The 15,116-nt window shown below is 63.4% G+C and carries 16 protein-coding genes; 13 read left to right on the top strand and 3 right to left on the bottom strand.

Going from position 1 to position 15,116, the window contains the following annotated elements; translation table 11 throughout:
* From VMX79_00205 to gatB, 13 genes are all read left to right on the top strand, one after another.
* Positions 1-762: hypothetical protein (locus VMX79_00205; GenBank protein ID HUV85516.1), on the top strand; the 762-nt coding region annotated here is incomplete at its 5' end.
* Positions 763-788: 26 nt separating this feature from the next.
* A complete protein-coding gene (locus tag VMX79_00200) occupies positions 789-1,322 on the top strand; it encodes a TlpA disulfide reductase family protein (GenBank protein ID HUV85515.1) in 534 nt (177 codons plus the stop codon).
* Between the two features lie 3 nt (positions 1,323-1,325).
* A complete protein-coding gene (locus VMX79_00195; GenBank protein ID HUV85514.1) occupies positions 1,326-2,900 on the top strand; it encodes a DUF6029 family protein in 1,575 nt (524 codons plus the stop codon).
* A 15-nt stretch (positions 2,901-2,915) separates the two neighbouring features.
* Positions 2,916-3,854, top strand: a complete 939-nt coding sequence (amrB, locus tag VMX79_00190) for an AmmeMemoRadiSam system protein B (GenBank protein HUV85513.1) — start codon at positions 2,916-2,918, stop codon at positions 3,852-3,854.
* Between the two features lie 14 nt (positions 3,855-3,868).
* Positions 3,869-4,354, top strand: coding sequence for a dTDP-4-dehydrorhamnose 3,5-epimerase family protein (locus VMX79_00185; GenBank protein HUV85512.1), 486 nt, complete (start codon positions 3,869-3,871; stop codon positions 4,352-4,354).
* A gap of 62 nt (positions 4,355-4,416) precedes the next feature.
* On the top strand, positions 4,417-5,157 hold the full coding sequence (locus VMX79_00180) for a sugar phosphate nucleotidyltransferase (protein ID HUV85511.1): 741 nt from the start codon (positions 4,417-4,419) through the stop codon (positions 5,155-5,157).
* A 14-nt stretch (positions 5,158-5,171) separates the two neighbouring features.
* Positions 5,172-6,194 (top strand): hypothetical protein, encoded by a 1,023-nt coding sequence (locus VMX79_00175; GenBank protein ID HUV85510.1) that lies wholly within the window; start codon positions 5,172-5,174, stop codon positions 6,192-6,194.
* Positions 6,195-6,212: 18 nt separating this feature from the next.
* Positions 6,213-7,031 (top strand): DUF72 domain-containing protein, encoded by an 819-nt coding sequence (locus VMX79_00170; protein HUV85509.1) that lies wholly within the window; start codon positions 6,213-6,215, stop codon positions 7,029-7,031.
* Complete coding sequence (locus VMX79_00165; protein HUV85508.1) at positions 7,015-7,536, top strand: thermonuclease family protein; 522 nt, start codon at positions 7,015-7,017, stop codon at positions 7,534-7,536. The genes VMX79_00170 and VMX79_00165 overlap by 17 nt, the downstream gene beginning before the upstream one ends.
* A gap of 3 nt (positions 7,537-7,539) precedes the next feature.
* Positions 7,540-8,538, top strand: a complete 999-nt coding sequence (gene rfbB / locus VMX79_00160) for a dTDP-glucose 4,6-dehydratase (GenBank protein ID HUV85507.1) — start codon at positions 7,540-7,542, stop codon at positions 8,536-8,538.
* 4 nt (positions 8,539-8,542) lie between these two features.
* Positions 8,543-9,406 (top strand): dTDP-4-dehydrorhamnose reductase, encoded by an 864-nt coding sequence (gene rfbD / locus VMX79_00155; protein ID HUV85506.1) that lies wholly within the window; start codon positions 8,543-8,545, stop codon positions 9,404-9,406.
* Positions 9,396-10,679, top strand: a complete 1,284-nt coding sequence (gene hflX / locus VMX79_00150) for a GTPase HflX (GenBank protein HUV85505.1) — start codon at positions 9,396-9,398, stop codon at positions 10,677-10,679. Before rfbD ends, hflX begins: the two co-directional genes overlap by 11 nt.
* A complete protein-coding gene (gatB, locus tag VMX79_00145) occupies positions 10,679-12,136 on the top strand; it encodes an Asp-tRNA(Asn)/Glu-tRNA(Gln) amidotransferase subunit GatB (protein ID HUV85504.1) in 1,458 nt (485 codons plus the stop codon). The genes hflX and gatB overlap by 1 nt, the downstream gene beginning before the upstream one ends.
* Positions 12,137-12,142: 6 nt before the next feature.
* On the opposite strand, the gene VMX79_00140 is transcribed toward gatB, so the two are convergent.
* From VMX79_00140 to VMX79_00130, 3 genes are read right to left on the bottom strand one after another with little or no spacing between them, the layout of a single operon-like run.
* Positions 12,143-12,541 carry a DNA polymerase ligase N-terminal domain-containing protein gene (locus VMX79_00140; GenBank protein ID HUV85503.1) on the bottom strand — a complete coding sequence of 133 codons (399 nt, stop codon included), beginning with the start codon at positions 12,539-12,541 and terminating at the stop codon, positions 12,143-12,145.
* A gap of 42 nt (positions 12,542-12,583) precedes the next feature.
* The gene (locus VMX79_00135; protein HUV85502.1) at positions 12,584-14,143 is read right to left on the bottom strand and encodes a 4Fe-4S dicluster domain-containing protein; all 1,560 of its coding nucleotides are present in this window, start codon (positions 14,141-14,143) and stop codon (positions 12,584-12,586) included.
* Positions 14,144-14,145: 2 nt separating this feature from the next.
* Positions 14,146-15,069 carry a DUF362 domain-containing protein gene (locus tag VMX79_00130; protein HUV85501.1) on the bottom strand — a complete coding sequence of 308 codons (924 nt, stop codon included), beginning with the start codon at positions 15,067-15,069 and terminating at the stop codon, positions 14,146-14,148.
* Between the last annotated feature and the right edge of the window lie 47 nt (positions 15,070-15,116).

Raw genomic sequence — 15,116 nt, 5'->3', positions numbered from 1 at the left:
TGGCGCCAGACGGGCAACGTCTTCCTGCCGCCGCGGTTTTTCGCCGACGCGCCTTATTTCGGCTTCGGCGCCGGTTATGGGTTCCGGGACGCTATTTCCGCCGCGGCGCGGGGCGTGGTGGCGTTGTCGACCGAGGCGTTCGGCTGGCCGCTGTTGTGCCTGGTCCCGGCGGTATGGCGGCTGTTCTGGAAGCCGCCCCCGGGCGATTTCGAGAAAGCGCTCTACGCCGCGGCCGTGTTGACGGTCCTCGCGCAGTTGCCGTTGCGGGACGCCGCGGGGGGCTGGGACGCCGGCGCGTATTACCCGGCCTGGTTCTGCCTGACCTTTATAACGGCGCGGTTTTTTGTTATACTAGCGGCTAAGGCGCAGCGGCGATTCGAAGAGGCGGGCGAAGGTTTGGCGGCGTTCGTGTTCGCGGCCCTAACGGCCGTAAATCTAGCGGCGTCGTTGCCGCAGTTACGGGGATATTATTCGGGTGGGGGGCGTATCGGTACGTCGTCGTGGACGGACCCGGCTATGCGCCGGCGCGTCGCGGCGTCTATCCCGGATAGAGCGGTGGTGATAATAAAACCGCGCGAGGCCTGTTTGTCTTCTATGCCCGGCTCGCCGTTCCTCGACGACCGCGTCGTCTTCGCCCGGGACAACGGCGAACGGAACCGCGAATTGGCCGAGATGTTCCCCGGCCGCGAGTTTTACCTCCTGGATTATCCCGTGTTTGAGCGGTTCGGGGAGATAACACCTTTAAACGTCGTAGCGAGATAGTGCGATATCTTTTTTAGGAGGTACCGATGAGGACCGGAGCGATATTAACGGCGGCGGTGGTTTTACTTGCGGTCGCGACTCCAACCTGGGCCGCGAAGACGGTCCCCAATTTTAAACTCTGTAACGTAGACGGCAAGAAAGTAACCTTCGACGACCTGGCGGCGAAGTACGAGCTCATGGCTTTCGTCTTCTGGGCCACCGGTTGCGCTCCGTGTAAGGATGAGCTGATCGAGATAAACAAGTTCGCCGGCGATTACGAGGGGTTCGGCGTCGTGGCCGTGTCGACGGACAGCGCCCGCACCTCTTCCCAGGTTAAGCCCTATTTCAAGGGCCAGGGCTTTAAGTTCGATACCCTGCTCGACGTGGACGGCGAGTTGGTGAAAACGCTCGGCATCCCCGGCAATCCCTACGCGTTCCTCGTTACCGCCAAGGGCGACGTCATATGGGAACACAGCGGCTACCGCAAAGGCGACGAGAAGAAGATGCAAGCGGAAATAGAGAAATATTTCGCGGCTCGCGAACCCCAGCCCGACGTCGACGACGTCACCGAGGAGGGTTAGAACTTGCATAGGAAGATCTTCGTCTTAGTTTTAACGGCCGCGGCGGGCGCGGGCGCGGTAAGCGTAACGGACTGGCTCTCCGTCAACGGCACCAACGAGGCCGTCTATATGCGCCAACGCGAGGACGACCACCGCTGGACGTGGGACATCCTCCAGACGGAGGTCTGGGCGTGGCGGTTCGCCGTCGGCGTCGAGGCCGAGTTCGACCACCCCCGCCGGCCGGTAATCGAAACGACCGAAAAGGAAAAATTCGATACCGAGGGTAACGAAATAGTGCAACGCTACGCCCGCTACCGCGACGACATCTTCGACCTTCGCGCCGGCAACTACGACAAAACGTTGGGTAAAGGTTTAACGTTGCGCTCGTACGAGGACCGCGACCTCGACGTTTACCAACGACTCGACGGCGGCGTCGCGGAAGCGTGCATCACCGTCGGCGGACGGGAATGGGGCGACGTCACCGCGTTGTGGGGCCGGAGTTCCCGCCAGATAGAGGTAGTGACTGCCGAAGGCCCGGAAGAGATAGGTAAGGATAAAGTCGCCGGCGGCCAATTGACGGTAAAGCCGGTGGACTTCTTCTACCTCACCGGTTCCGCGGTCCGGGCGGAAGTTAAGAACGTAAATGCACCAGCACAAGGTTACCCCACCGAAGAAAATACGCTCTACGCCGGCGGCCTGGGCGGCGGGTGGCAATATTTCGACCTGTACGGCGAGTACGCCCTTCGCGACGGATACGACGCCGTTTTCGCCGAGGACGTAGAAGGAAAAGGTTTCTACGGCATCGTTACCGGGTATCTACCGCGCTCGAGCCTGTCGTTCCAATACAAGTTGTACGACGACCTCGCGTACCGCTACAACAACCCGCCCCCCGTTTCGGTGGACGAATACATGATAACGGGGTTGGATAGCCCGAGTAGCGGCGAGTGGGGCTACTACGTACAGGCGTCCGCCAACCCGGTGAGCGACGTCCGGGCGCGCGGCGGCTACAGCTACGCCGACGACAAGGTCGGCGAAAATGACGTTAAGGCCGTTGAGGTCGAGCAATACTTCGCTAATGTCCGCTACGATTTGCCCTGGCCCGTCGTCGTCGAGGGCGGGTACGAGTATTTAGGGAAATTGAATTATTTTGGCGAGGACAAGTCGGGCGACATCAAACGCACGCCCTCGCTGGCGGTGAGTTGGACGCCGTGGGATAGTCACTCGTTCTCGACGAAGTTCGCGCGCGAGGAGAAGACCGACTACACGGTAGCTGGGGTATTCGTCTCCAACCGCGCCGACGTCGGTTATACGTATTCCTCCTGGCTCGGCTTGACCGTAAGTTACGAGGATTCGGACGAAACGGAGCAGGAGTTGGTGGACCCCGGCGACCCCGTAAACTATATCCCGGCCACGTACCGGTACAAGAATGACTGGTTGTGGGGCGAGGTTCGCCTGTCGTGGTACAACAAGGTCTTCCAAAACCAAGTATTGTCGGTCGGTTACGGCTCGCGGCGGGGAGGCCGGGTATGCTCGAGCGGCGTGTGCCAGACAGAGGTGTCGTTCACCGGCCTTAAGGTTTCGCTGGAGAGCTCGTTCTAAGAGGGTGAGTGCGACATGAGAACGGTATGGTTTTATATCCTGGCGGCGATGCTGACGTTTGCGGCGACGTCGTGTAAAAAGGGCGTTACCGAACGGCCGGCGGCCGCGGAGAGCGCGGCGGAGAAAGCGTCGGTCAAGCCGCCGAACGTCGCCGGAGCGTTCTACCCGGGCGAAGCCGACGAGCTGAAGGCCGCGGTGGAAGGCTTGTTGGGAGACGCTGACGCGTCGGTACCGGCGGACGACGTCGTCGCGATAATAACGCCCCACGCCGGTTATCCGTACTCCGGCGCCGTCGCGGCGACGGCCTTCCGCCAGCTCCAGGGGCGTCGGCCGGCGACGGTCATCCTGCTCGGGCCGAGCCACCACTGCGCCTCGCCGGGCATCGCCACCGGTACGTACGACGGCTACGAGACGCCGCTGGGAGTGGCGCGGGTCGACGTCGAACTCGTGGCCGCGGTGGCGGACGGTTGCGCCGACGTGACGTACAGCAACGTACCTTTCACCCGGGAGCACTGCCTCGAGGTCCAGCTCCCCTTCGTCCAGACGCTGTTCCCGGAAGCTCGTATCGCACCGTTCATTTTCTGCCAACACGACGCCGGCGCGGCGGCGCGCTTCGGGAAGGCGTTAGCCGAGGCCGTCGCGGCCGAAGGTTCCGACGTCGTGACGGTGGCGACGTGCGACCTGAGCCATTACCACCCTTACGACGAAGCCGTGAAGCTCGACCGGGCGTTCATTAGGACGTTTGAGCGTTTCGACGAGCTCGCGATCTTCGTCGGCCAGAACGCGGGGGAGTTCGAAATAGACGCGCCCGGCGTAGTGGCGGCCGCGTTCTGGTACGCGAAGGCTCTGGGTGCGACGGAGGCCGTAGCGCTCGAGTATAAAAATTCGGGCGACGTAACCGGCGACGCGAGCGGCGGCGTCGTGGGGTACGTGGCCGCGGCCGTCGTCGAGTAACGGCGGCGCGGGTCATGCCGGACGAACCGGGACAACTTATCGACGGCGTCATCGTAAAACCGCTCCGCCTTTTGCGCGACGAGCGGGGTTGGCTGATGGAGATATTGCGTGCCGACGACCCGCATTTCCAGCGGTTCGGCCAGGTCTACGTTACGGTAGCGGGGCCGGGCGTCGTCAAAGCGTGGCACGCCCACGAGCGCCAGACGGACCACTTGGCCGTCGTCGCCGGCGAAGCGCGCGTAGGGCTTTACGACGGCCGCGAGGGCTCGCCCACGCGCGGCAACGTTCTCGAAATCGCAGCGGGCGAGAACAACCCGGTACTAATAGTCGTGCCCCCGGGCGTCTACCACGGCTTTAAGGCCGTCGGCGGCGCGCCGGCGCACGTCGTGAACGTGCCGACCGAGCTTTACGATTACGACCAACCCGACGAGCTCCGGCGGCCGTACGACGACCCGGCGATACCGTACGACTGGGGCGAGGCCGACCCGGCGAGCGGGTAGTGCCGCGTACCGGCGGCTTATCGAACGGTTGGATTAATTTTGAATAATGTAGGCTCGAGCTTATGAAGGGCGTCATCACGGCGGGCGGGACCGGCTCCCGGCTCCTGCCCATAACGAAAATAACCAACAAGCACCTCTTGCCGTTATACGACAAGCCGATGATATACTACCCGCTTACGACGCTGGTCCAGGCCGGCGTCGAGGACATAATGGTGGTGACGGGCGGCGAGTTCGCCGGCGACTTCTTGCGGCTCTTGGGCAACGGCGCCGAGTTCGGCCTTAAGCGTCTCCACTACGCCTATCAGGAGGGCTCGGGCGGCATCGCCGCGGCGCTCGCGCTGGCGGAGGACTTCGCGGACGGCGAGCCGGTGGCGGTTATTTTGGGCGATACCATTATTGAGGGGAACGTGAACCGCTCGATGGCGGCCTTCGCGGAAGCCGGCCGGGGCGCCAAAATATTCTTGAAAAAGGTGGAGGACCCCCGGCGCTTCGGCGTGGCGGACGTCGACGGCGACCGCGTGACGCGGATTATCGAGAAGCCGGAGTCGCCGCCCACCGACCTCGCCGTGATAGGTATTTATCTGTACGACGGGCGCGTCTTCGACGTAATAAAGGACCTTAAGCCGTCCGGCCGGGGCGAGCTCGAGATAACCGACGTCAACAACCAATACATAGCGTGGGGGAAGATGACGTACGCCGTATTGGACGGTTGGTGGACCGACGCCGGGACTTTTCCGTCGCTCCTGCGGGCGTCGAACCTGGTCGCCGATACCGGCGCCAACAAAGACGAGCCGGCTAACTGACGACTCGAGGGCGATTGACCAAGAAGAAGTTATACGGGATTTTAATATTTGCGGCCGTCGGGGTGACGGTCGCCGGCGGCCTTTACGTCGCCTTCAACGTCAAAACGGTTAAAATAACGTCGGACCTGAGCTGCCGCGTAACGTTCGGCAAGATGTCGGCCGGCGAGGCGGAACGCGTTTTGGCCGTCGCGGACGATAAGCTGATGCCGGCGCGGAAGTACGCGTTCGCGCGCGACGCGTATCGCGCCGTCGTCGACTACCACCGCGGCGAGCTGTGCGACGACGCGTTCCTGGGAACGGCGCGGACGTACCTGGCGGAAGGTAAACGCGCCGAGGCGTATCCCTGGCTCGCCCGGGTAGTCGAGGAGTGCCCGCGCGGGTCGGTCGTGGAGGAGCACGAGTTGGACGCGGTGGTGGGCCGCGAGGTGGAGGCGACGCTCGCCAGGCCGCCGCTCGATTACGGCTGGGCGGTCAAATGCCTGGGCCTGTTGGCCGACGCGGAAAGCGCGGACGCGGCGACGTGGCGCCAGAAGTTCAAAGACATCGTCGAGACGCCCTTTGACCTCTCGGCCGTCTATACGCACGAGAAAGAGCTGGCGTACGTCGTTCGCGAGACGGCGAGCCGCGACGCCCGTAAGACGGCGCTCTTTTACGCCCGCGAGGATATCCCGGCGAAGCTGGTAAAGGCGCTGAAGAAACGCGTCGACTTCGGCGACGCCGTAACGGACGAGAAGCTCGCCGCTTTCGTCGAGGAGCGGGTCGTCTACATAGACAAGTTAGAGGCGGTTAAGAAAGCGGGCCTGGACGAACAGGCCAAGGTGCGGCACGGTAAACGCCGGGAAGAGCTGGGCCTGGGAGAGCTCCCCGCCGAGTGGGCGAACGCGTTCTTGGCCGCGGACGAGGATACCGGCTGGGTCGCGGCGGCGTCGGTAGTGGGGCAGTTGAACGACGTGACTATCGCCGAGGCTTTGACGTACGCCGGCGTCGCCCCTTTAACCGGCGAGACGTCGCAGGGTGAACGTGAGACGGCGCAGTAGGTTGCCGTATTAATTTATTTGGTTAAGAAGAAGAGAAATATTTTAGTAGGGACGTCTGGGTACTCCTACCAGGATTGGAAGGGCCCTTTTTACCCCGCCGACATTAAAGACCGCGACATGCTGGCTTTCTACACCCGCCGCTTCGCCGCGGTCGAAATCAATTTTACCTATTACCGGCTGCCGGCCGCCCGCACCATGGCGGCGATCGCGAGCAAGGCGCCCCGCCTGAGTTACGCCGTTAAGCTGACGGGCGACATAACCCACGAGGGTAAACTTACCGAGGAGCTGGCCGGCGATTACCGCCGGGGCGTCGAGCCGATGGCGGAGGCCGGCGTGCTGGGGTGTTTGTTGGCGCAATTTCCTTGGCGCTTCAAGTACACGCCGGCGGCGATGGAATTCCTGAAGAAAATAGCGGAGTACCTCGGCGACCTGAGCGTGGTGGCCGAGTTCCGAAACGATTCCTGGGTCAACGACGACGCGTTCGAGCAACTGTCGGAGATGAAGGTCGGGTTTTGTAACGTCGACGAGCCGGGCCTCAAGGGGTTGTTGCCGGCTACGGCGGCGGCCACTTCCGACGTGGGGTATTTCCGCTTCCACGGCCGCAACGCCAAGAAGTGGTGGCGACACGAGCAAGCGGCGGAGCGGTACGATTATTTATATCCGCGGCAAGAGTTGGAAGAGTGGTTACCGCGGATAAAGGAAGTGGCGGCCAAGGCCAAGAAGACGTACGTATTTATGAACAACCACCCGCTGGGGCAGGCGGTCACCAACGCCGAGATGATGATGGACTTGCTGGGGGTGGCGCTCGAGCCGCCGGGAGATGCCGCGCTCTTCTAAAAAGCGATTGGTCGCGGCGCTCACGTTGGCCGTGGCGGCGGTTACGACCGTCGCCGTCATCGCCTCCAGGAGCGGCCGCGAATTCGGGTGGCGAAGTTTCCTGTTCGGCGCCGGGAGGTACGACGTCGTCGACGGCGATACTATCAGGATGGCGGGCGTGGGGCCCGTACGATATATAGGCATCGACGCCCCCGAGAGGGACGAGCCTTTTTACGACGAGGCGCGGGGGTACAACGAACGACTCCTTTCGCAAGGGAAAATGTCGCTCGGCTACGGCCGCGAACGGTACGACCGCTACGGGAGAACGCTGGCGTACGTTTACGTGCGTACGGAGGCCGGACGGTTGGTCTTCGTGAACGAGGAAATGGTTCGCGCCGGTTGGGCGAAGACGTTGGAAATCCCGCCCAACACGGCGTTCGCGCCGCGGTTTCGACGCGCGGAAGAGGAGGCGCGGCGGCGGGGCCGCGGCATATGGGCGGCCCGGCGGCGCAACGGGGAGAGCTGATTAATGGAACGAATACTCGCGACGGGCGGCGCCGGATTTATCGGCTCGAATTTCGTTTTGTACGCGCTCGAGCGCTGGCCCGGCGTCGACGTGGTCGTCCTGGATAAACTGACGTACGCCGGCAACGTCGAGAACCTCAAGAGCGCTCGCGATAATCCTCGGTTCACTTTCGTACGGGGCGACGTCGCCGACGAGGACGTCGTGCGCCGGGTCATCGCCGGCTGTGACGCCGTGATAAATTTCGCCGCCGAAACGCACGTCGACCGGTCCATACTTTTCCCCAGGGAGTTCGTTCTAACGGACGTCGTCGGAACGTTCACGTTGCTCGAGGCGGCGCGCGAGCACGGCGTCAAAATATTCGTGCAGGTCTCGACGGACGAAGTCTACGGGTCCATAGACGAGGGCGCGTTCGGCGAGGGAGCTGCGCTCGAGCCCTCGAGCCCGTATTCGGCGTCGAAGGCCGGCGGCGACTTACTCGCGCTCGCGTACGCCAAGACCTTCGGCGCGCCGGCGCTGGTGGCGCGTTCGACCAACAACTACGGCCCGTTCCAGTATCCCGAAAAGTTAATACCGCTGTTCGTTACCAACGCGCTCGACGATAAACCGTTGCCGGTGTACGGCGACGGCCGCCAGGTGCGCGACTGGCTGCACGTGCGCGACAACTGCGAGGCGCTCGCGTTGCTGCTCGAGAGGGGCGAGCCGGGGACCGTTTACAACGTCGGCGGCGATTGTGAACTCGAGAACGTAGACGTTACGAAGCGCATCCTGAAGTTACTCGGCAAGGGCGACGACCTGATAACGTACGTCAAAGACCGCCCGGGCCACGACCGCCGTTACGCGCTGAGCTGCGAACGCATTAAGGCCTTGGGGTGGCGTCCCCGAACGCCGTTCGACGCGGGCCTCGAGGAGACGGTTCGTTGGTACGTCGAACACGAAGACTGGTGGCGGCCTCTTAAGGACGAGGCTTTCGACGAATATTACAAGCGCCAGTACGGCGGTTAAACGCGTGAAGATTTTAGTTACCGGACACCGCGGCATCTTGGGGCGCGCCCTGATGAGGGAGCTCCCGGGGCACGGTTTTGACGTCGTCGGCGTCGACGTCGCCGAGATGGACGTTACGGACGCGCGCCGTGTCCGGGGCGTAATGGATGAAGAAAGGCCGGCCGTCGTCATCAACTGCGCGGCGTTTACGAACGTCGACGGCTGCGAGAGCAAACGCGATTTATGCTTCGACGTAAACGGCCGGGGAGCGGGAAACGTCGCCGCGGCGGCCGCGGCGGCGGGCGCGCGCGTAATACACATAAGCACCGATTACGTCTTCGACGGCCGTTCGCGAGTTCCTTATAAAGAGGGCGACGGACCTGAGCCGCTGTCCGCTTACGGCGAAAGCAAACTCGACGGCGAAAAGCGCGTAGCGGCGACGGCTACCGAGCACGTTATCGTCCGCACGGCCTGGCTCTTCGGCGCCGGGGGCGCCAACTTCGTATCCAAAATAATCGCGCGCGCGAAGGAAGGCGAGCCGCTGGAAGTGGTAGACGACCAACGCGGGTCGCCGACGTACGCCGGCCACCTGGCGACGGCGTTGGCGAAACTCGTCGGCTTAGAATTCCGCGGCGTCCTGCACGTCGCCGGCTCGGGCGAGGCCAGCTGGTTCGACGTCGCCGGCGAGATTCTGCGTTTAACGGGTTATCGAGTACCGTTAAGGGCGATAGCCACCGCCGACCTCGAGTTGCCGGCGCGGCGGCCACGCTATTCCGCGCTCGACGCGTCGTTGTATATGGCCCTCACGGGCGAGGTTATGCCGCCGTGGCAAGAGGGCTTGGCGGCGTATCTACGCGAAATTGAGAAAGGGGAACCCGGTGCCGGTTAGGCCCGAAGACGCGGACCGCTTCGCGGCCGAGCGCGCGTTTCTGGTGGGCGTCGATTGGCGCCGCGCGTCGGCATTAACTTCCGAAGAGTCGCTTCTGGAGCTCGAGAATCTGGTGAGGGCGGCGGGCGCCGGGGTAGCGGGCGGCGTTATTCAAAAGCGTAACAAGGCCGACCCGGCGCTCTTGATAGGCCGGGGCAAGGCGGCCGAGGTCGCGGCCGAGGTCAAGGAAACGGAAGCGAACCTCGTCGTCTTCGACGAGCCGTTGACGCCAGCGCAGCAGCGCAACTTGGAAGAGGCGTTGGACGTTCGCGTCGTCGACCGGCCGACGGTGATTTTGGATATATTCGCCCAGCGGGCCCGCACGAACGAAGGCCGCCTGCAAGTGGAGCTCGCCCAGCTCGAGTACGAACTCCCGCGGCTGCGAGGGTGGGGCGGTGAGTTGAGCCGTACCGCGGGCGGCATCGGGATACGCGGCCCGGGCGAAACCAAGTTGGAGATCGACCGCCGGCGCGTGATGCGCAAGATATCGACGTTGAAGCGTAAGCTCAAGGACGTCTCCCGCCGCCGTTCGCTGGAAAGGGCGGGCCGGGCGGCGCTGCCGTTGGCGGCCATCGTGGGATATACCAATTCCGGGAAGACGACGCTCCTCAACCGGCTCGCCGGTTCGGAGGCGTACGCCGCCGACGTGCCGTTCGCGACGCTCGACCCGTTTATTAAGCGGGCGCGGTTGCCGTCGGGGCGAGTCGTATTGCTGGCGGATACCGTCGGCTTCATATCGAACCTCCCGCCGGACATCATAGCCGCGTTTCGCGCTACGATGGAGGAGATAACGCGGGCCGACGTTATACTCGTCGTCCGCGACGTGACCGCGGCGAACATAGAGGGCCGGGCCGAAGTCGTGGAGGACCTCCTAAGCGAGTTAGGGGCGCGCGAGAAGCGCCGGGTAGACGTATTCAACAAGGCCGACCTGGTACCGGATTTCGACGTAGGCCGTTACGAGCTGCTCGGCTTCGAGAACCCGGTGGCGATTTCGGCGGCTACGGGCGACGGGTGCGACCGATTGGTCGCGTTGATGGACGACGTTTTAGCGGGCGAGGGCGTCCGCGTAGTGGCGGAGCTTTCGCCCGGTCCCCTTTTAACCGAAGTGTACGAGCGCGGGCGGGTCCTGACGCGCGACGACCACGACGGCCGCGTTCGCGTCGTGGCGGACGTACCGGCGGAACTCGCGCGGCGCCTCGAGCCGTACGCGGCCGCCGACAAGGGCGTTCCGTAATGGCCGACAACGGCGAATTCGAAGTCACGATAGGGCTTGAGGTCCACGTCCAGCTGAAGACGGGCTCGAAGCTCTTCTGCGGGTGCGCGAGCGAGTTCGGCGCGGCGCCGAATACATTGACGTGCCCGGTGTGCTTGGGGTTGCCGGGGTCGTTGCCGGTAGTGAACGGCGAGGCGGTCCGGCTGGGCTTCAAGGCCGCCGTGGCGCTCGGGTGCACTACGCCGGCGCGGGTGTCTTTCGACCGCAAGAATTATTTTTATCCCGACCTGCCCAAGGGGTTCCAGATAAGCCAGCACTTCGGCGCGCTGGGTTACGACGGCGAGGTCGAGTATTGGGATGACGAAAGCTTCGGCGTCGTATCGGTGGAACGCGTACACCTCGAGGAGGACACGGCCAAAGCGGCCCACGCCGAGGCGTACGTCGGGGCGGACGAGACGTTGCTCGATTTCAACCGCGCGGGCGTCCCGTTGATGGAAGCAGTTTCCAGGCCGGTAATTAAATCGCCCGGGCAGGCGCGGCGTTATATCGTGGCCTTGCGGCACGCGCTCATTGATGCCGGCGTCTCGGATTGCGAATTCGAAAAGGGCGCCTTTCGCATCGATACCAACGTCTCCGTTAAAAGGGTCGGGGCGGAGAAGTTGGGCGAGCAGGTGGAGATCAAGAACCTGAACTCGCTGAAGGCCATGGAGGGCGCGCTCGAGTACGAGTTCGCGCGCCAGGTGAAGGCACTAAGGGACGGCGGTGAGGTGCAACGCGTCACGCTGCACTACGACGACGCCACCGGCAAAACGGTGCCCACGCGCGTCAAGGAATTGCGGGCGGACTACCGGTATTTCGCCGAGCCGGATTTACCGCCGCTCGAGATAACGGCTTCCTATATCGACGATTTGAAGGGAGAATTGGGCCCGGGCCCGGCGGCCCGAGTACGCGAGTTGCGGGAGCATTACGGCGCGACGGCGGCGGAGGCCGAGATGTTGGCCTTCGCGCCCGGCTACGCGGAGTTCCTGAAGGCCGCGGCGGCGGCGTACGGCGGCGAACCGCGCGCGGTCGTAAATTGGCTTGTCGGCGACGTTACGCGGGAGCTCAAGGAACGCGACGAGGTTCTCGGCGATACTAAGCTTACGCCGGCCGGCCTCGCGGCGCTATTACAACTCGTCGACGCCGGTGACGCCAACGTCCCCGCGGCGCGCGAGGTCCTGGCGGAATTGATGACCTTGGGCGGCGAACCGGCGGTTATCCTGGACGCCAAAGGGCTCCGTCAAATTTCGGACGCGTCGGATATAGAGAAGTTCGTCCGCGAGGCGGCGGCGGCGAACCCGAAGGCGGTCGTGGATATTAAGGGCGGAAAGGAGAAGGCGCGTCGCGCGCTGGTGGGGTACGTTATGAAGAAGACGCGCGGCCGCGCCAACCCGAAGATGGTGGACGAACTTATTACGAAGGTGTTGGCGGAATCGTAACGCGCGTCAGGCGGTTTCTTTCTTCATCTTCATTATGAGCCAAAGCTTTTCTTTCGTGTGAACCAAGACGAACGAGCCTTTTAGTTTCTCCCCATGTAAGTTGAAGACCAATTTTTTATCCTTGCGGTCCACGAGGTCGTACCGGCCCCGGTCCCATATCGAAACGGTCCCCGCGCCGTAAACCCCCTCCTCGATTTCGCCCTCGAAGCCGATGTAGTCGACGTCGTGGTCTTCGACCTGGACGGCGAGGCGCCTTTCGCCCGGTTTGGTTGAGATGCCCTTCGGCACGGCCCAGGACTTCAGGACGCCGTCCATCTCCAGCCGGAAATCGTAGTGATGGGTGCTGGCGTCGTGCTCCTGCACGACGAACCTGGCGGTGTCGCCGTTCTTCGTCTCCGTTCCCATTTTAACCTGACCCTTCAAAACCCCGACAGTGGTTACGCCGGGTTAACCGCCCCGGCCGCCGCGGTAGTGCCGGCCGCCTCCTCCGTCGTTTGTGAAGTAGACGCGGTCGCGGTCGCCTACGACGACGATCGCGGCGTCGCCCTCTACGGGGCAGGCGTACTCGCAGATGCCGCAGCCTACGCATTTATCGGCGATCACGTGCGGCTTCAAACGACCCCGACCTCGTAGTTCGATCGCCTTAGGCGAGGTGGGGCACATCTCCTCGCACACGTTGCAGTCTTCGTCCTCGACCCAGGGGAGACAGCGCGTACGGTCAACGACGGCGAGGCCGATTATTTCCTTTTTCTTCTGTTCTTCCGTCAACGTCTTTATGGCGTCGGTGGGGCATACTTGCGTGCACAGCGTGCACAGGTACTCGCAGTACCCCTTGCGGGGTACGAGCCGCGGCGTCCAAAGGCCCGTCAGCCCCGCTTCGAAGTGAACCGGCGCCAGCCCTTGCGTAAGGCAAACCCTTATGCACTCGCCGCACCGCACGCAGCGCGCGAGGAATTCGCTCTTCTCCTGGGCGCCGGGAGGCCGTATGAGGAACAGGTCGCTCTGGACCCGGCCGTCGGTTACGAGCACCGCGGGCGCGGCGACCAGGCTCGCGCCGGCGCTTACGAGAAAACCGCGCCGCGTAACGGCGGGCGCCCACGTCGTAGGGTTTTCGGGGGGCCTCGCGCGGCCGAAGCCGAAGGAAGTCGCGTCCCGCCGGCAAGCGGCCAGGCAATCCATGCAGAGGTTGCATTCGGCCTGGGCGGTGGCCTCGCCGCGGCCGCCGATGGCGCCCATCCGGCATACATTACGGCACCTCTTGCATTCGGTACATTCGGCGCCGGCGACGCGACGGCCGAACGGCGAAGCCCAACCGACGACGCTAAGCAGCGCGCCCGTCGGGCAGACGTACCGGCAGTAGAAGCGGCGACGTACGAAGCCGAGGAGTATCAATCCCGCCAAGACCGCGGCGACGACGATGTGCCCTGGGAAGAGCGTGACGTTTTCGGCGACGACGCGTTGCCGTACGGCGCTCGCGAACGATTCCAATCTCGGGACGTCGTACAAGAGTAACGTGAGCTTGTCGAGGCCGATGGAGGCGTACGGTATTATCGACGTCGCGAGGGTGCGGGGGAATAGCGCGAGCGGGTCAAACCAACCGGCGAGCGGGATGCCGAACGCGGCGAATACCACCAGCGCTACGAGCAGGAGGATCCGCCACCGTCGGTGGCTGACTTTTTCGCCCTCGCGCCGGCGTTTGCGAAATACTTTGGCGATGACGAAGTCGCCGGCGTCGAGCAGCGCGCCCACCGGGCAAACCCAACCGCAGAAGGCCCGGCCGAGCAGCAGCGTCAACGCCACGACTATGAGCGCGGGCCAGAAGGCCGTTATGACCGCGCGGCTCGCGGCCATAGCCGTTGCCGCCAGAAGCGGCGAGAAGCGGGGAATTATGTCGTACGGGAGGTCAGCTTCGAGGGGGTAGTTCGTCGCGACGATTAAAACGCACGCCGCGCCGAAGAACGCAACCTGGCTCAATCGGCGGAACCATTCCCAACCGCCCGGAGGCATATTTAGGCCGTGACCTTGGAGACGTTCATACGCTCGACGTCCGCGGTGCCGAAGTCCCGCTTGCGGGCTTCTTTAACGACGCCGAGGTCCGTGGGCTCGAGGCCGAAGAGGGTGGTAGCGTAGGCGTCGGCGGCGGTCACGTCCGTCGTTACGATGAGCTTGTCAAGGCGCTTCACGTAACCTAATTCGCCGCCGGTTGGGCCGTTGGCGGTCATAATGCGCGTGGCGTCGATGACGGTAAGCGTCGGCGTTACCACTTGGGCCAGGTCGACGAGCTTTTGGTTTATGCGCTGGTGCCAGCGGCCGCGGTTCTCGACCAGTATCCCCAACAGGTTTTTCATCCCGAGGGTGAGGCGGGAGAGGGAGTGGTCTTTGGCAATCGGGACGTTGATTATTACGTCCGTGTCCAGGACGTCGGCGTAGACCTCGGCTTTTTTTACGGCGACGCCGTTCGGGATATTTACGGTTTTTCCCAGCGCGGTGTCGACGTACGAGACTTTCGCGCCGGCGTCGCGGGCCGCGTCGGCGATGCCGCTCGAGTCGTAGCTGCGGCGGCAGTTGGCGCACGTGTTGTCGTAGACCTTAACCTCGCCCGCGCCGGCGGCAAGGCTGAGCTCGACCAACGCCGCGACGACGAACGGGTTGGTGGTGGCGCCGTACTCGGGGGCGCGGTCCCAGGCGATGTTCGGTTTGACCAGTACGCTGTCGCCGCCCTTGATATATTTCTTCAGGCCGCCCAGTTTATCGAAGGCACGGGTCAGTAGCGTCTTGTAGGCCGTGCCCTCGCAGACTATAACGTCGGCGGTTTTTAGGGGGGCGTACGGCCACACGGCCTCGTCCGCCCCGAACGCTTCGCGGCTTAAAAGGGCCGCGGCGCCGGCGGCGAGCCCCAAATCCCGGAAGAATTCGCGTCTATTTATCCCCATATACTATCCCCTTATTTAGTTATATTGTTGGTTTAACAGGTGTTAGC

This window comes from bacterium, from assembly GCA_035529855.1.
GTDB lineage: Bacteria > RBG-13-66-14 > B26-G2 > WVWN01 > WVWN01 > WVWN01.
Note: the sequence above shows the minus strand (reverse complement) of the source record. Positions and strands in the feature narration are given on the sequence as shown.